Below are 17,160 nucleotides of genomic sequence, written 5' to 3'. Positions count from 1 at the left end.
ACTTGTTCGACTATCCCTGAAACACCGGATCACTCGCTCAGCGAGCGGCGCGAAGACGCTGACGCACGCACCAGATGGCCAGCGCCGGAGCGCCGAAGCCTGCAAAAAGAAGGGCCAGCAGCATGCCCGAGCGATCGAGGAAGATCAGCACATCCAGCAGCAACAGACCGAAGCTGACGAGCACGGCGAGGACGGGCGCACCCCACTGTCCCACCGTGCGTGGCTGGCGAAAGATCAGGCGTGAATTGAAGGCAAGCAACAAACACAAGAACAGCCACATCAACGCGGCGGCAAGGTAAACGCCCAGATGATAAACATCGTAGGACAACTTCAGAACGGGCATGGCGCGACTTCCCTGCGCAAGGCGGTAGTGGAAACTATTATCACTTCTAGCCGAACTTCCCTGCCCAGCCTGTGCGCAACGAATTTTAGACGAACCTTTCATACTTTCCAGACATGACATTTACATTTCTTTCTCTTTCCACTTGTTAGGTTTCACCGCCTACACTCGCCAGTGCCTGAATGAGCGTCACATCCGTTCCAGGCAATGGACACAATTAGAAAAAGGGAATTAACGATGTACACACCCAAATCAGCGCCCATGCGCTATTTGCTGCTGTTGACCGCCACTTGGCTGGGGATTTTCACACTGACCCGCGCTGTCCTGCTGTTCACTCACCTGGACGAAGCCGGGCATGCGTACCTGTCGATTTTCGCCATCGGCGTGCTCAACGACCTGGCCTTCCTGGTCTACGCCGCACTTCCACTGACCCTGTTCGTGCTGCTCTGCCCTCGACGGCTCTGGGTATCGCGGTTCAATCGCTGGCTGCTGCAGGGCGTGTTGGCGGTGAGCATCTACGCGATGCTCTTCACCGCCGTCGCCGAGTGGCTGTTCTGGGACGAATTCGGTGTGCGCTTCAACTTCATCGCGGTGGACTACCTGGTCTATTCCGACGAAGTGCTGAACAACATTCTCGAGTCCTACCCCATCGGCGCCCTTCTGGGCGGTCTCGGTGTACTGACCCTGGTGATCTGCGTGCTTCTGCGCAAGCCGCTGCTGCGCGCCCTGCACGCACCGTTCCCCACCTTCCGGCAACGCGCCGCGCAGGCCGCCGGCGTTGCGGTGCTGGTGCTCCTGAGCATGCAGTTCCTCGACCAGAACAGCCTGCGTAGCCAGGGTGGCAACACCTACCAGCGCGAGCTGGCCAGTAATGGTCCGTACCAGTTCTTCGCCGCCTTCAGGAACAACGAGCTCGACTACCAGCAGTTCTACGGCACCCTGCCCGAAGCGGCGACCGCCGAGCAGATCCATGCCGAACTCAACCAGCCTGGCGTGACCTTCATCGGCAAGGAACCCCTGGACATCCGCCGCACCGTGAGCAACCCCGGCACGCCGCGCACGCCCAACATCGTTCTGGTCACCATCGAGAGCCTGAGCGGCAAGTACCTCGGCAGCAACGGTGATCCGCGCAACCTCACACCCAACCTGGATGCGCTGCGCAAAGAGAGCCTGTACTTCAACAACTTCTACGCCACCGGCACCCGCACCGATCGCGGACTGGAAGCCATCACCCTGTCGATGCCACCAACCCCCGGGCGCTCGATCGTCAAGCGCATCGGTCGCGAAAGCGGCTTCGCCAGCCTCGGCCAGCACCTGAGCGAGGTCGGTTACGACAGCGTGTTCGTGTATGGCGGTCGCGGTTACTTCGACAACATGAACGCCTTCTTCAGCGGCAACGGCTATCGGGTCGTCGACCAGACCAGCGTCGATGAAAGCGATATCAGCTTCAAGAACGCCTGGGGCATGTCCGACGAGGATCTCTACCGGCAAGCGGTGAAACTGGCTGACGCCGATCATGCCAATCAGGTGCCGTTCTTCCTGCAACTGATGACCACCTCCAACCACCGCCCTTACACCTATCCCGACGGCAAGATCGACATCAAGTCAGGCAATGGTCGCGACGGCGCGGTGAAATACACTGACTACGCCATCGGCCAGTTCCTCGCCGACGCCCGGAAAAAGCCGTGGTTCGACAACACCCTGTTCATCTTCGTCGCCGACCACACGGCCGGCAGCGCGGGCAAGGAAGACCTGCCGGTGCAGAACTACCAGATCCCGCTGTTCATTTATGGACCGAAGCTGATCGAGGCCCGCGAGGAAGGCAAGCTGGCCAGCCAGATCGACCTGGCGCCGACCCTGCTCGGGCTGTTGAACATGAGCTACACCTCGACGTTCTTTGGCCGCAACCTGCTGCTTGAAGACAACCTGCCGCCGCGGGTGCTGATCGGCAACTACCAGCACCTGGGCCTGTTCGACGGCCAGGACCTGGCGATTCTCAGCCCGCGTGGCGGCCTGCGTTTGCACCAACAGGCGCTGGGTGAAAGCCATGAAGTCGCGAGCGACGCGGACAATCCGCTGATCAAGCGGGCCATCGCCTATTACGAAAGTGCCAGCTACGGCTTCAAGCAGCGCCTGCTGGACTGGGTGCCGGAGAACCACACACCGCAGACGGCCGCAACGCCTTGAAGAAATGAAAACGGCCACCTCGGTGGCCGTTTTCACGTCATGCCTCACAGCGTTGCCCACGGCGCAGACCGTGGGCGAACCTCAGCCCTTCACCGCCCGCCAGACCTTGCTCACCCCACCGACCACCGCCAACACCACGGCGCCGGCGACAATACCGGCCACGCCGCTGAGCAGCGCCGACGTCAATCCACCGCCACGGCCTTCGCTGAAGCCCTGGATCGCGTGATGCAGCGGCTCGATGCCATGCACCAGAATCCCGCCCCCCACCAGGAACATCGCCGCCGTGCCCACCACCGACAGCGTCTTCATCAACCACGGCGCCGAATGCAGGATGCCGCGACCGATGGTTTTGCCGATGCCCTTGGAGGTCCTGGTCAGCCACAGGCCCAGGTCATCGAGCTTGACGATCCCCGCCACCAGCCCGTAGACGCCTGCAGTCATCACCACGGCGATACCCGAGAGCACGATGATCTGCTGGGTCAACGGCGCACCCGCGACGGTGCCGAGGGTAATGGCGATGATCTCCGCGGACAGGATGAAATCCGTGCGGATCGCGCCCTTGATCTTGTCTTTCTCGTAGGCCACCAGGTCCACCGCCGGATTGGCCGCGGCGTCGCTCAATGCCGCGTGCTCGGCGTGCTTTTCGTCGGCGCCATGAAGGAATTTGTGGGCGAGCTTCTCGAAGCCTTCAAAACAGAGGTAGGCGCCGCCGATCATCAGCAGCGGCGTGACCGCCCATGGAATAAATGCACTGATCAGCAGCGCCGCCGGCACCAGGATCAGCTTGTTGAGGAAGGAGCCCTTGGCGACCGCCCACACCACCGGAATTTCCCGGTCCGCCTTTACGCCCGTGACCTGCTGGGCATTGAGCGCCAGGTCGTCGCCCAGCACACCGGCGGTTTTCTTGGCCGCCACTTTGGTCATCAAGGAAACGTCATCGAGTACTGCCGCGATATCGTCGATCAGTAGAAGAAGGCTGCTTCCTGCCATTTGCATGTATCTCGCGTAAAGAATAGTTACAGAAGGATAGCCGGTTGCCGCTTGCGATACACCTGCGAACCGCTTGGGACGCCGCCTTGAGCCCCGCGCGAGCCCGGTGCTACCATGCGCCACCGCCTGCCCGGGCCTGCCGCGGTGCGGGCCGAGACCAAGGAACAGCGCCAAACCATGAGCAGCATTCGCGAGCGCAACAAAGAACTGATCCTGCGTGCGGCCAGTGAAGAATTCGCCGACAAGGGTTTCGCCGCCACCAAGACCAGCGACATCGCGGCCAAGGCCGGCTTGCCCAAGCCCAACGTCTACTACTACTTCAAGTCCAAGGAAAACCTCTACCGCGAGGTGCTCGAGAGCATCATCGAGCCGATCATGCAGGCGTCGACCCCGTTCAACGCCGAGGGTGATCCCGAGGAAGTGCTCAGCGCCTATATCCGCTCCAAAGTGCGGATCTCCCGGGATCTACCGTTTGCGTCGAAGGTATTTGCCAGCGAGATCATGCACGGCGCACCGCACCTGAGTGCGCGGCAGGTGGAGCAGCTGAACGTCCAGGCCCGGCACAACATCGCCTGCATCCAGCGCTGGATCGACCACGGCCAGATCGCCCCGGTAGACCCGCATCACCTGATGTTCAGCATCTGGGCGGCGACCCAGACCTACGCTGATTTCGACTGGCAGATTTCGGTGGTGACCGGCAAGGCTAAGCTCGATGACAGTGACTACGAGGCCGCAGCGCAGACCATCATTCGGCTGGTGTTGAAAGGGTGTGCGCCGGACAACTGATGTCCGGTTCAAGGGCCTCATCGCCGCGGTTCGGCACTCCGACAAGCCGGCGATGAGGCCATCAACAACTAACCCGCTATCAAATCAGGCCGCAACCCCGGCATCAGCCCGCAACCCCGCCTCTTCGATCGCACTGATCGCGCACTGCTCGTCGATATCCGACGTATCGCCACTGATCCCGATCGCCCCCAGCACCACGCCCGCTTCATTGCGAATCAGCACGCCACCCGGCGCCGGCACTACCGCGCTCTGACCCAGGCCATTGAGCGCGGCGAAGAACGCCGGGCGCTGCTGTGCGTCCAGCGCCAGCAAACGCGAGCCCTTGCCCAGGGCGATCGCACCCCACGCCTTGCCCATCGCCACTTGCGGACGCAGCAGGCTGGCGCCGTCCTCGCGCTGCAAGGCCAGCACGTGGCCACCGGCATCCAGCACCACCACGGTCAGCGGCGCAGCGGAAATCTTGCGACCCGCAGCCAGCGCGCCATTCACCAGGCTGACAGCGACTTTCAAGCTCAATGCATTCATGAAACGGTCCTCTTTTTGTTAGAAGCCCAGGCGGGCAAGTGAAAACTGATAGAACAAATAGAACACAATGGTGAATATTTTTGTATACAATATTTTCATCGTCACGCCCCTGATCGTCGCCAAAGCCTTTTTTCAAGGCATTCAGACGAAAGCACAGACCGCCGATGAAAATGGATTGACCAGCACTGCGTCCCATGAATAAACTCTGGCAAAAAGCAGTTTGTATACAATTACAAAATCAATGAGGCACAAAACCATGAGCAAAATGAGAGCAATCGATGCAGCCGTTCTGGTGATGCGCCGTGAAGGTGTGGACACCGCGTTTGGCATTCCTGGTGCAGCGATCAACCCGCTGTACTCGGCGCTGAAGAAAGTCGGTGGTATCGATCACGTCCTCGCTCGCCACGTTGAAGGCGCCTCGCACATGGCCGAGGGCTACACCCGCACCAAGGCCGGCAACATCGGCGTGTGCATCGGCACCTCGGGCCCAGCCGGCACCGACATGGTCACCGGTCTGTACAGTGCCTCCGCCGACTCCATCCCGATTCTCTGCATCACTGGCCAAGCGCCGCGCGCTCGCCTGCATAAAGAAGATTTCCAGGCCGTCGACATCACCAGCATTGTCAAGCCGGTGACCAAGTGGGCGACCACCGTTCTGGAACCGGGCCAAGTGCCTTACGCCTTCCAGAAAGCCTTCTATGAAATGCGCACCGGCCGTCCGGGCCCTGTGCTGATCGACCTGCCGTTCGACGTGCAGATGGCCGAAATCGAATTCGACATCGATGCCTACGAGCCGCTGGCAATCCACAAGCCTGCCGCAACCCGCGTCCAGGCCGAGAAAGCCCTGGCACTGCTGAATGACGCCGAGCGCCCACTGCTGGTTGCCGGTGGCGGCATCATCAACGCCGACGCCAGCGAAAAACTGGTCGAGTTCGCCGAACTGACCGGCGTACCGGTCGTTCCGACCCTGATGGGCTGGGGCACCATCCCTGACGATCACGAACTGATGGTCGGCATGGTTGGTCTGCAAACCTCGCACCGCTACGGCAACGCCACGATGCTGAAATCCGACCTGGTGTTCGGTATCGGCAACCGCTGGGCCAACCGTCACACCGGTTCCGTGGACGTCTACACCGAAGGCCGCACCTTCATCCACGTCGACATCGAACCGACCCAGATCGGCCGCGTGTTCACCCCGGACCTGGGCATCGTTTCCGACGCCGGCGCCGCACTGGACGTGTTCCTGGAAGTGGCCCGCGAGTGGAAAGCCGCCGGCAAGCTGAAGTGCCGCGGCGAATGGCTGAAAGACTGCCAGGCGCGCAAATCGAGCCTGCAGCGCAAGACCAACTTCGACAACGTGCCAGTCAAGCCACAGCGCGTTTACCAGGAAATGAACGAGGTGTTCGGCAAGGACACCACCTACGTCAGCACCATCGGTCTGTCGCAGATCGCCGGCGCGCAATTCCTGCACGTGTACAAGCCGCGTCACTGGATCAACTGCGGCCAGGCAGGCCCGCTGGGCTGGACCATTCCGGCTGCGCTGGGCGTGGTCAAGGCCGATCCGACCCGCAAGGTCGTGGCACTGTCGGGCGACTATGACTTCCAGTTCATGATCGAAGAACTGGCAGTGGGCGCGCAATTCAACCTGCCTTACGTCCACGTGCTGGTGAACAACGCCTACCTCGGCCTGATCCGCCAGGCGCAGCGTGGCTTCGAGATGGATTACTGTGTTCAACTGGCGTTCGAGAACATCAACTCGCCTGACCTGAACGGCTACGGCGTCGATCACGTTGCCGTGGTTGAAGGCCTGGGTTGCAAGGCCCTGCGCGTGTTCAAGCCGGAAGAAATCGCCCCTGCCCTGCTCAAGGCGCAGAAGCTGGCCGAAGAGCACCGCGTGCCGGTGGTGGTCGAGGTGATTCTCGAGCGCGTCACCAACATTTCCATGGGTACCGAAATCAACGCGGTCAACGAATTCGAAGACCTGGCGCTGGTCGGCAACGACGCGCCAACCGCGATTTCGCTGCTCGACTGATCGTCTGTGCGGCCCCGCCCTTCACGGCGCGGGGCCCATCCCAGCAAGGAGACCACCATGCCACGCTTTGCCGCCAACCTGTCCATGCTGTTCACCGAACAGGACTTCCTGGCCCGTTTCAAGGCCGCCGCCGACGCGGGTTTCAGCGGGGTCGAATACCTCTTCCCTTACGACTACAGCTCGACCGAGATCAAGCAACTGCTCGACGCCCACGGCCTGACCCAGGTGCTGTTCAACCTGCCGGCCGGCGACTGGGCCAAGGGTGATCGCGGTATCGCCTGCGACCCGGCCCGGGTCGAGGAATTCCGCGCCGGTGTCGACCTCGCCATTGCCTACGCCAAGGTCCTGGGCAACACCCAGGTCAACGCCCTGGCCGGCATCCGCCCGCAAGGCCCGGACTGCGCCACCGTACGCAAGACCTTTGTCGAGAACCTGCGCTTCGCCGCCGACAAGCTGAAGGCCGCCGGTATCAAGCTGGTCATGGAAATGATCAACACCCGCGACATCCCGGGTTTCTACCTGAACACCACCCAACAAGCCCTGGAAATCCAGGCTGAAGTGGGCAGCGACAACCTGTTCCTGCAGTACGACATCTACCACATGCAAATCATGGAAGGTGACCTGGCCCGTACCGTTGAAACCAACCTGGCCAAGATCAACCACATCCAGCTGGCCGACAACCCGGGCCGCCACGAGCCGGGCACTGGCGAGATCAACTACCGCTTCCTGTTCGAGCACCTGGACCGCATCGGTTACCAGGGCTGGGTCGGCGCGGAATACAAGCCGAAGACCACCACCGAAGAAGGTCTGGGCTGGCTGAAGACGCATAACGCTATCTAACGCTCTATCTCTGTTTCCACCCAAACACTGTGGGAGCGAGCTTGCTCGCGAAGGACTGCGAAAGCAGTCCCATCCCAGGCGACACCGTTGTCCGGTCTATCGCATTCGCGAGCAAGCTCGCTCCCACAGTTGAATCCAGGCTCGATCAGGGTTCCGGGACACACAAATAAAAGAGGCAAATTCTCATGGCTAAAATCGGTTTCATCGGCACCGGCATCATGGGCCGCCCAATGGCGCAGAACCTGCAGAAAGCGGGTCACAGCCTGTTCCTGTCCACCCACCACGACGTCGCGCCAGCCGAGCTGATCGCCGCCGGTGCCGTGGCCCTGGCCAATCCGAAGGAAGTGGCCCAGGAAGCCGAATTCATCATCGTCATGGTCCCCGATACCCCACAGGTCGAAGCCGTCCTGTTCGGTGAAAACGGCGTCGCCGAAGGCGTTGGCCCGAACAAGGTCGTGATCGACATGAGCTCGATCTCGCCGACCGCCACCAAAGCCTTCGCCGAGAAGATCAAGGCCACTGGCGCTGCCTACCTCGACGCACCGGTTTCCGGCGGCGAAGTCGGTGCCAAGGCGGCGACCCTGAGCATCATGGTCGGCGGTTGCCCGAATGCCTTCGAACGCACCCTGCCGCTGTTCCAGGCCGTGGGCAAGAACATCACCCGCGTCGGTGGCAATGGTGATGGCCAGACCGCCAAGGTCGCCAACCAGATCATCGTTGCGCTGAACATCCAGGCCGTTGCCGAAGCCCTGCTGTTCGCCTCCAAGAACGGCGCCGATCCAGCCAAGGTGCGTGAAGCACTGATGGGCGGCTTCGCGTCCTCGAAGATCCTCGAAGTGCACGGCGAGCGCATGATCAAAGGCACCTTCGATCCAGGCTTCCGCATCAGCCTGCACCAGAAGGACCTGAACCTGGCCCTGCAAGGCGCCAAGGAACTGAACATCAACCTGCCCAACACCTCCAACGCCCAGCAAGTGTTCAGCACCTGCGCGGCCATCGGTGGTGCCAACTGGGACCACTCGGCGCTGATCAAAGGCCTGGAACACATGGCCAACTTCTCGATCCGCGGCGACAAGTAAGCAAGAGCTGCACGCCGCGCGGCGAAGGGGCCGCGCATCGTTCCCTTCCACCCGCGTGGCTGGCAGTTGCAACAGCGCAACACCGCCCCTGGTTCAGCCTGCACGGAGGCCGTTCCAGGGGCGTTTTCGATTTTGAAGAACAATAAGATTTGGGAGCCTGAGATGTCGGTCGATCCGCAACAATTTCTCCGCGACCTGTTCGCAACGGCCATCGACGCCGCGCACCCGCGTCAGGTCCTTGAAGCACACCTGCCCGCCGACCGCACCGGTCGCGTCATCGTCATCGGCGCCGGCAAGGCCGCCGCAGCCATGGCCGAAGTGGTCGAACGTACCTGGCAAGGCGAAGTCCGCGGCCTGGTCGTGACCCGTTATGGCCACGGCGCCAGCTGCTCGAAGATCGAAGTGGTCGAAGCTGCCCACCCGGTCCCCGACGCCGCCGGCCTCGCCGTCGCCAAGCGCGTACTGGAAATGGTCAGTGACCTCAGCGCCGACGACCGGGTGATCTTCCTGCTGTCCGGCGGCGGTTCCGCACTGCTCGCCCTGCCCGCCGAGGGCCTGACCCTGGCGGACAAGCAACAGATCAACAAAGCCCTGCTCAAGTCCGGCGCCACCATCGGCGAGATGAACTGCGTGCGCAAGCACCTCTCGGCGATCAAGGGCGGCCGTCTGGCCAAGGCCTGCTGGCCGGCCACCGTCTACACCTACGCGATTTCCGATGTGCCGGGCGACCTCGCCACGGTCATCGCCTCCGGCCCCACCGTGGCCGACCCGAGCACCTCGGCCGAAGCGCTGGCGATCCTCAAGCGCTACAACATCGAGGCGCCAAAAGCGGTGATTGACTGGCTGAACAACCCCGCCTCGGAAACCGTCAAGGCCGATGACCCGGCCCTCGCCCGCAGCCATTTCCAACTGATCGCCCGGCCCCAGCAGTCGCTCGAAGCCGCCGCGGTGAAAGCCCGTCAGGCCGGCTTCAGCCCGCTGATCCTCGGCGACCTGGAAGGCGAGTCGCGGGAAGTGGCCAAGGTCCACGCCGGTATCGCCCGCCAGGTGGTGCTGCATGGCCAGCCGCTGCCGGCGCCTTGCGTAATTCTGTCCGGCGGTGAAACCACCGTGACCGTGCGCGGCAATGGCCGTGGCGGACGCAACGCCGAGTTCCTGCTGAGCCTCACCGAAAGCCTCAAGGGCCTGCCGGGCGTCTACGCCCTGGCCGGTGACACCGACGGCATCGACGGCTCGGAAGACAACGCCGGCGCCATCATGACCCCGGACAGCTACGCCCGCGCCCAGGCGCTGGGCCTGTCGGCCTCGGACGAACTGGACAACAACAACGGCTACGGCTACTTCGCCGCGCTCGACGGGTTGATCGTCACCGAACCGACCCGCACCAACGTCAACGACTTCCGCGCCATCCTCATCCTTGAGACCGCTCAACATGACGCCTGACAAAAAAGCCAAGATTCTCGCCACCCTCGGCCCAGCGACCAAAGGCATCGACGACATCCGCCAACTGGTCGAGGCCGGGGTCAACATCTTCCGCCTCAACTTCAGCCACGGCGAGCATGCCGACCACGCGATGCGCTACCAGTGGATCCGCGAGGTGGAAAGCCAGCTCAACTACCCGCTGGGCATCCTGATGGACCTGCAAGGTCCGAAACTGCGCGTCGGCCGTCTGGCCGAGGGCAAGGTGCAACTGCAACGCGGCCAGGCCCTGCGCCTGGACCTCGACCCGACGCCGGGTAACGGCCAGCGCGTCAACCTGCCCCACCCGGAAATCATCGCCGCGCTGGAGCCGGGCATGGACCTGCTGGTGGACGATGGGCGCCTGCGCCTGCGCGTGACCGCCAAGCACGTCGACGCCATCGACACCACCGTGCTCAACGGCGGCGAGCTGTCCGACCGCAAGGGCGTCAACGTTCCGCAGGCGGTGCTGGACCTCAGCCCGTTGACCCCAAAAGACCGTCGCGACCTGACCTTCGGCCTGGAACTGGGTGTGGACTGGGTGGCGCTGTCGTTCGTGCAGCGCCCTGAAGACATCATCGAAGCGCGCCAGTTGATCGGCGACCGCGCCTTCCTCATGGCCAAGATCGAGAAACCTTCGGCCGTGACCAAACTGCGCGAAATCGCCGAACTGAGCGACGCGATCATGGTTGCCCGCGGTGACCTGGGCGTGGAAGTGCCGGCCGAAAGCGTGCCGCAGATTCAGAAGAACATCATTGCCACCTGCCGCCAGCTCGGCCGTCCAGTGGTGGTGGCAACGCAGATGCTCGAATCGATGCGCTTCTCCCCGGCGCCGACCCGCGCTGAAGTCACCGACGTCGCCAACGCCATCGGCGAAGGCGCCGATGCGGTGATGCTGTCGGCGGAAACCGCCTCCGGCGAATACCCGCTCGAAGCGGTGCAGATGATGAGCAAGATCATCCGCCAGGTCGAAGGTGGTCCGGACTACCAGACCCAGCTCGACGTCGGCCGGCCAAAGGCCGAAGCCACGGTCTCGGACGCCATCAGCTGCGCCATCCGCCGTATCAGCGGCATCCTGCCGGTGGCGGTGCTGGTCAACTACAGCGAGTCGGGCAACTCGACCCTGCGCACCTCGCGCGAGCGGCCACGGGCACCGATCCTCAACCTGACGCCGAACCTCATCACCGCTCGCCGCCTGAGCGTGGTCTGGGGCGTGCATTCGGTGGTCAACGATCGCCTGCGCCAGGTTGACGAAGTGTGCTCCACCGCACTGGAAATCGCCCAGGCCCAGGGCATGGCCAACCGTGGCGACACCCTGCTGATCACTGCCGGTGTGCCTTTTGGCCAGCCGGGATCGACTAACTCGCTGCGTATCGAAACCCTGCTTTGACGTCTTCGCGGGACAAGCCCGCGGCCGCCGATTCATCCGCGTGAATCTGTGGCCGCGGGCTTGCTCCGCGATCCAGAGCGCTAAAAAAGAAATACCCCTAAACCGTGGGAAAAGTTTCGCCCAAAGAGGCGACCCACTTCACTCAGACCTACTGCCATGTACACCAAAAATCTAGTTAACCCCTGCCCCGACTGGGCGACCGCCTTGCTCAACGGTTTCAGTCAGGTGCTGCTGCAGCGTAACCCGCTGTGCGGCCTGTGCTGCCTGCTGGCCATCCTTCTCACCGCCCCGCACCTGCTCGGCGGCGCACTGCTGGGCGCCCTTTCCGGGCTGCTGGTGGCCCAGCGCCGCGGCTACGACCGCGCCGACCGCCAGGCCGGGCTGTACAGCTACAACGGCGTGCTGATCGGCGTGCTGTTCAGCTACCTGCTGCCGTGGTCCTCGCTGCTCGCACCGCTCATCATCGCCGCCGCCGGACTCAGCAGCATGCTGGTGCACCAGTGGCTCAAGCGTGGTGGTTCGGTATTGCTGCCGGCCTACACCTTGCCGTTCGTGCTGATCGGCTGGGCCTTGCTGGTCATCGCCGATCCGGCGACGGTCGCCAATGCGCCGGTCCCGGCCAACCCGCTGGATGCACTGGCGCGGGGGCTGGGGCAGATCTTCCTGCTGGACCAGCCGTTGGCGGGCCTGCTGATTGCCCTGGGCCTGCTGCTGTCGGATCGCTATGCGGCGGCCTGGGCCTTTGTCGGCGCCGCCATTGGCGGCAGCGTCGCGCTGGTGGGCGGTGAAGCGACTGCGGCCTACATGGGCCTTTATGGCTTCAATGCAGCGCTGGCCGCCCTCGCCTTCAGCGGCACCCGTGCCCAGCCGTGGAAACCGCTACTGGCCATCGTCCTGGCGATTGCCGTGCAGCCGCTGTTCAACCTGCTGCCGATTTCGGGGCTGACCGCGCCGTTTATCGTGGCGTGCTGGATGGTGCGGCTGGGTGGGTTTCGCAAGGTGAAAGCAGCGGCTTTGGGCTGATGTCATGGGCCTCATCGTTGCATGCGTATCTACACATCTTGCAGGCAAACGCAAAACGTCAGCCACTTGCGATCCTGTGGGAGCGGATTCATCCGCGAAGGGCCGCACAGCGGCCCTAAATCCATCCAGCACACTGTTTCTGCCTAGTCTGGATGTCACATTCAAGCATGCTGGCAGTCGAAAGAAATGTCGGCTATAGACCGCCACCTCGTGCTGGATGGTTTTGGGGCCGCTGTGCGGCCCTTCGCGGATGAATCCGCTCCCACAGTTCGCGGTGACCTGACGCCATGGGTTGCCTGAGATGTGTAGATACCCATGCAGCGATGAGGCACCCGAAACTTGCACAAAGCAGCAGCCAACCCCTAGGCTTCCCGGCATCACCCGCCCGGAACACATCCCCTCATGAACACCCCTCAGAGCCTGCGCCAGCAGCTCTACGTCATCATCTTCCAAACCGACACCGTCGCCGGCCGCCGCTTCGACACCGCCCTGCTGCTGATCATCCTCGCCAGCCTGGTCATCGTGATCCTGGACAGCATCGACGAGGTTCACCAGAGCTACGCCGGGCTGTTGGCCATAATCGAATGGGGCTTCACTGCGGTATTCCTGATCGAATACCTGATGCGCCTGTACTGCTCGCCCAAGCCGCTGCGCTACGCCTTCAGCTTCTACGGGCTGGTGGACCTGCTGGCGATCGTGCCGGGGATCATCGCCCTGTACTACAGCGACGCCCAATACCTGCTGATCATCCGGGTCATCCGGATGCTGCGGATCTTCCGCGTGCTCAAGCTCAGCCCGTACCTCAAGCAGGCCCATTACCTGCTCGACGCCCTGCGCGGCAGCAAGCAGAAGATCATCGTGTTCCTGGTCAGCGTCTCCACCCTGGTCACGGTGTTCGGCACCCTGATGTACGTGGTCGAAGGCCCGGAGCACGGCTTCACCAGCATTCCCAAGGGCATCTACTGGGCCATCGTCACCCTGACCACGGTGGGTTTCGGCGATATCGTGCCGAAGACGCCGCTGGGCCAGGTCATTTCTTCGCTGGTGATGATCACCGGTTACTCGATCATCGCCGTGCCCACAGGTATCTTTACCGCCGAACTGGCCAACGCGATGCGCGGCGAGCAACTGCGTCATGACTGCCCGGTGTGCCGCAAGAATCAGCACGAACATGGCGCGGCCTTCTGTTCGCGGTGTGGCAATGCGTTGTTCAGAAAAGAGGAATAAGCAAAGCAGCTTTTAATCTTTTTGTGCCTAAGGCGCTTTGGCTATAGTCGCTGGCACAATGCCGTCAATTAACTCCAACAAGGAATGCACAGTGAAAAAACTCTTCAGTGCCTCGCTGCTGGCCGCGAGCCTGGCCGTGGGCAGTTTTGCCCAGGCCGCTCCGGCCCCACTGCTGAACGTCTCCTACGACGTGATGCGTGACTTCTACAAGGACTACAACGCCGCGTTCCAGAAGCACTGGGAAGCCGAGCACAAAGAGAAGATCACCGTGCAGATGTCCTTCGGCGGTTCGAGCAAGCAAGCGCGCTCGGTCATCGACGGCCTGCCTGCCGATGTCATCACCATGAACATGGCCACCGACATCAACGCCCTCGCCGACAACGGCCAACTGGTGCCGAACGACTGGGTCACCCGCCTGCCGAACCACAGCGCGCCGTTCACCTCGGCCACCGTGTTCATCGTCCGCAAGGGCAACCCGAAGACCCTGAAAGACTGGCCCGACCTGCTCAAGGACGGCGTCCAGGTGATCGTGCCCAACCCGAAAACCTCGGGTAACGGCCGCTACACCTACCTGTCGGCCTGGGGCTACGTGCTGAAAAACGGCGGCGACGAGAACAAGGCCAAGGACTTCGTCGGCAAGCTGTTCAAGCAGGCGCCGGTGCTGGACACCGGTGGCCGTGCCGCCACCACCACCTTCATGACCAACCAGATCGGCGATGTGCTGGTGACCTTCGAGAACGAGGCCGAGATGATCGCCCGCGAATTCGGCCGTGATCAGTTCGAAGTGATCTACCCAAGCGTCTCCGCCGAAGCCGAGCCGCCGGTGAGCGTGGTCGACAAGGTAGTCGACAAGAAAGGCAGCCGCGCTACCGCCGAGGCCTACCTGAAATACCTGTGGTCGCCGGAAGCCCAGGAAATCGCCGCCAACAACTACCTGCGCCCGCGTGACCCGGCGATCCTCGCCAAGTACACCGACCGCTTCCCGAAAGTCGACTTCCTCTCGGTCGAGAAAACCTTCGGTGACTGGCGCACCGTGCAGAAGACCCACTTCAATGACGGTGGCATCTTCGACCAGATCTATACCGGCAAGTAATCGGTAGTCAGGGGCCTGTCTTCAGGCCCCCTCCCTAATTCCTCGCAGTAATCCCCCGCCGATCATTGTCTACCCTTTCCGTCACCCCCGGCCGAAGGAGTACCCCGTGATCCGATCCGTACTCATGCTGCTGTTCTGCGCCCTGCTCGGTACCTCCGCGCTGGCCGCCGGGCCGCTGTCTACCCTCACCGAAGAAAAGCCCGCCGAAGCCGAACCCGTAGTCCAGGGCGGTCTGCTCGGGGCATTGGCCAATGGCCTGGACGATGTTTCCCAGGAACTGAACATCGACAATCACCTGCTAGACGCCTGGCGCCTGCGCGCCGACCGGGCTGCCAATGAAGTCGATCAACTGGTCACCCGCCACAACGGCAGCGACGCGCTGGAGATGATCGGCGACTTTCTGCTACTCACCGTCACCTGGGCCCTGACCTTCGCCGTGCTCTGCTACCTCGGCCGCCTCGCCACCCGTTACGTCCAGCACACCCGCTTTTTGCGCGAACGCCCTCGCCCGCAAAAACTGCTGGCCTACCTGCTGCCCTACACCCTGCCAGCAATGATCAGCCTGCCGATGACCCTGTTCATCAGCCGCCAGCTTGACCCGTCAGTGGGCCGCGCGCTGGGCATGAGCCTGGCCTACGCCACCAGCAGCGGGATTTTCTCCACCTCGATCATCCTGTGCCTGATCACCCTGTTCGACGTCGGGCACAAACGCGCAGCAGTGCGGATCATCCGCCAGGCGGCCCCGCGGCCGCTGTTCCTGATCGGCTTCCTCGCCGCCTGGAGCGACGCCCTGACCAGCCCGCAGATCGCCCGGCAACTGGGCGGCAACCTGACCAGCAGCGCCGCAGTCATCACCGGCCTGCTGGCCACTGTGGCCTTCGCCGTACTGGTGCTGCGCTCGCGCCGCCCGGTGGCGCACCTGATCCGCAACCGCAGCCTCAAGGACCGCCTGCAGCACCGCGCCGTGCAGGAAACCCTGCGGATCTTCTCGGCGCTGTGGTACCTGCCGATCCTGATGATGATCCTGGTCTCGGCGATCAACCTGATCGGCGCCGGCGAAGAGAGCCAGCGCGCCCTGCAAAAGGCGCTGCTGACCACGGTGCTGCTAATCGGCACAGTGTTCCTGAGCATCACGTTGCAGCATCTGTTCAAGCCCCACCGCGCCAACGCCGAACAACACCTGAGACCCTACAAGGAACTGCTCTACAGCTTGGCCCACGCGCTACTGCGAATTGCCATGGCAATCGCCTTCATCGAGCTGCTGGGACGGATCTGGGGCATCTCGGTGCTGGAGTTCGCCCTGCGCAACACCCTGGGCCGGGCGATCAGCGACTCATTGAGCAGCATCGGCCTGATCCTGCTGGTGACCTGGCTGCTCTGGGTGGTGATCGACACCGCGATCCAGGAAGCCCTCAAACCCACGCCCGGCCGCCGCGCCTCGCGCCAGCCGAGCACGCGCCTGCGGACTATCCTGCCGATGCTGCGCAACGCTATCAAAGTGGTGCTGGTGGTGATCTGCACCATCACCACCATGGCTAACCTGGGGATCAACGTCGCGCCGTTCCTCGCCGGTGCCGGGGTGGTGGGCCTGGCCATCGGTTTCGGTTCGCAGCAACTGGTGCAGGACGTGATCACCGGGCTGTTCATCCTGATCGAAGACACCATCGCCATCGGCGACTGGGTGGTGCTCGACTCGGGCCACGCCGGCACGGTGGAAAGCCTGACCATCCGCACCCTGCGCCTGCGCGACGGCAAAGGCTTCGTGCATTCGGTGCCGTTCGGCCAGATCAAGGCGGTCACCAACCAGTCACGGCAGTTCGCCTACGCGTTCTTCTCGGTGCAGTTCAGTTACGAGACGGATGTGGACACGGCGCTGAAGCTGATCCGCGAAGTGGGCCAGTCCATCAGCGAAGACCCGATCCTGCGGCACAGCCTGCAAGGGCCATTGCAGGTGTTCGGGGTCGACAGCATGAACCTCAACGGCATGACCCTGACCGCGCAATTCCGCACCACCTCGGGCGGGCAGTACGCGGTGAACCGTGCGTTCAATGAGCGGCTGAAGAAGCTGGTGGACCAGACCGACGATGTGAGTTTTGCGCAGTACAACCCGGTGCCGGCCAGGGTTGGGGATCCGGCTCAGTAGGTTTTTGGAGGCCTCATCGCTGCAGTTCGGCGCCCCGACACGCCAGC

Annotated in this window: 14 protein-coding genes; 11 read left to right on the top strand and 3 right to left on the bottom strand. The window is 62.8% G+C overall.

Features of this window, described 5'->3' with window-relative positions:
• Nucleotides 1–37: 37 nt before the first annotated feature.
• Nucleotides 38–343, bottom strand: coding sequence for a hypothetical protein (locus tag HWV67_RS13380; protein ID WP_175651567.1), 306 nt, complete (start codon nt 341–343; stop codon nt 38–40).
• Between the two features lie 234 nt (nt 344–577).
• On the opposite strand from HWV67_RS13380, the gene HWV67_RS13375 reads away from it, so the two are divergent.
• A complete protein-coding gene (locus HWV67_RS13375) occupies nt 578–2,527 on the top strand; it encodes an LTA synthase family protein (protein ID WP_175651566.1) in 1,950 nt (649 codons plus the stop codon).
• Nucleotides 2,528–2,608: 81 nt separating this feature from the next.
• Here the strand turns inward: HWV67_RS13375 and HWV67_RS13370 are convergent, their stop codons facing one another.
• Nucleotides 2,609–3,517 carry a DUF808 domain-containing protein gene (locus HWV67_RS13370; protein ID WP_175651565.1) on the bottom strand — a complete coding sequence of 303 codons (909 nt, stop codon included), beginning with the start codon at nt 3,515–3,517 and terminating at the stop codon, nt 2,609–2,611.
• 177 nt (nt 3,518–3,694) lie between these two features.
• Between HWV67_RS13370 and HWV67_RS13365 the strand changes: the two genes are divergently transcribed.
• A complete protein-coding gene (locus tag HWV67_RS13365) occupies nt 3,695–4,303 on the top strand; it encodes a TetR/AcrR family transcriptional regulator (RefSeq protein WP_175651944.1) in 609 nt (202 codons plus the stop codon).
• Between the two features lie 84 nt (nt 4,304–4,387).
• Here the strand turns inward: HWV67_RS13365 and HWV67_RS13360 are convergent, their stop codons facing one another.
• On the bottom strand, nt 4,388–4,828 hold the full coding sequence (locus HWV67_RS13360) for a GlcG/HbpS family heme-binding protein (RefSeq protein ID WP_095157019.1): 441 nt from the start codon (nt 4,826–4,828) through the stop codon (nt 4,388–4,390).
• A gap of 256 nt (nt 4,829–5,084) precedes the next feature.
• On the opposite strand from HWV67_RS13360, the gene gcl reads away from it, so the two are divergent.
• The 9 genes from gcl to HWV67_RS13315 all read left to right on the top strand — a co-directional run bounded on the left by gcl (nt 5,085) and on the right by HWV67_RS13315 (nt 17,113).
• Nucleotides 5,085–6,860: a glyoxylate carboligase gene (gene gcl, locus HWV67_RS13355; protein ID WP_175651564.1), complete on the top strand. Its 1,776-nt coding sequence runs from the start codon at nt 5,085–5,087 to the stop codon at nt 6,858–6,860.
• A 57-nt stretch (nt 6,861–6,917) separates the two neighbouring features.
• The gene (gene hyi / locus HWV67_RS13350) at nt 6,918–7,700 is read left to right on the top strand and encodes a hydroxypyruvate isomerase (protein ID WP_175651563.1); all 783 of its coding nucleotides are present in this window, start codon (nt 6,918–6,920) and stop codon (nt 7,698–7,700) included.
• Nucleotides 7,701–7,885: 185 nt separating this feature from the next.
• Nucleotides 7,886–8,779, top strand: coding sequence for a 2-hydroxy-3-oxopropionate reductase (locus HWV67_RS13345; protein WP_110969396.1), 894 nt, complete (start codon nt 7,886–7,888; stop codon nt 8,777–8,779).
• Between the two features lie 162 nt (nt 8,780–8,941).
• Nucleotides 8,942–10,222, top strand: coding sequence for a glycerate kinase type-2 family protein (locus HWV67_RS13340; protein WP_175651562.1), 1,281 nt, complete (start codon nt 8,942–8,944; stop codon nt 10,220–10,222).
• Nucleotides 10,212–11,627, top strand: coding sequence for a pyruvate kinase (gene pyk, locus HWV67_RS13335; protein ID WP_110969398.1), 1,416 nt, complete (start codon nt 10,212–10,214; stop codon nt 11,625–11,627). The genes HWV67_RS13340 and pyk overlap by 11 nt, the downstream gene beginning before the upstream one ends.
• Nucleotides 11,628–11,783: 156 nt before the next feature.
• The gene (locus HWV67_RS13330) at nt 11,784–12,650 is read left to right on the top strand and encodes an urea transporter (RefSeq protein ID WP_175651561.1); all 867 of its coding nucleotides are present in this window, start codon (nt 11,784–11,786) and stop codon (nt 12,648–12,650) included.
• Nucleotides 12,651–13,052: 402 nt separating this feature from the next.
• Nucleotides 13,053–13,877, top strand: coding sequence for an ion transporter (locus tag HWV67_RS13325; protein WP_110969400.1), 825 nt, complete (start codon nt 13,053–13,055; stop codon nt 13,875–13,877).
• Between the two features lie 91 nt (nt 13,878–13,968).
• Nucleotides 13,969–14,970: a sulfate ABC transporter substrate-binding protein gene (locus tag HWV67_RS13320; protein WP_095157011.1), complete on the top strand. Its 1,002-nt coding sequence runs from the start codon at nt 13,969–13,971 to the stop codon at nt 14,968–14,970.
• 124 nt (nt 14,971–15,094) lie between these two features.
• Nucleotides 15,095–17,113 carry a mechanosensitive ion channel family protein gene (locus HWV67_RS13315; RefSeq protein WP_371929306.1) on the top strand — a complete coding sequence of 673 codons (2,019 nt, stop codon included), beginning with the start codon at nt 15,095–15,097 and terminating at the stop codon, nt 17,111–17,113.
• Nucleotides 17,114–17,160: the final 47 nt, after the last annotated feature.

The sequence above is a fragment of the Pseudomonas sp. Marseille-P9899 genome (assembly GCF_903166565.1).
Taxonomy (GTDB): domain Bacteria; phylum Pseudomonadota; class Gammaproteobacteria; order Pseudomonadales; family Pseudomonadaceae; genus Aquipseudomonas; species Aquipseudomonas huaxiensis.
Note: the sequence above shows the minus strand (reverse complement) of the source record. Positions and strands in the feature narration are given on the sequence as shown.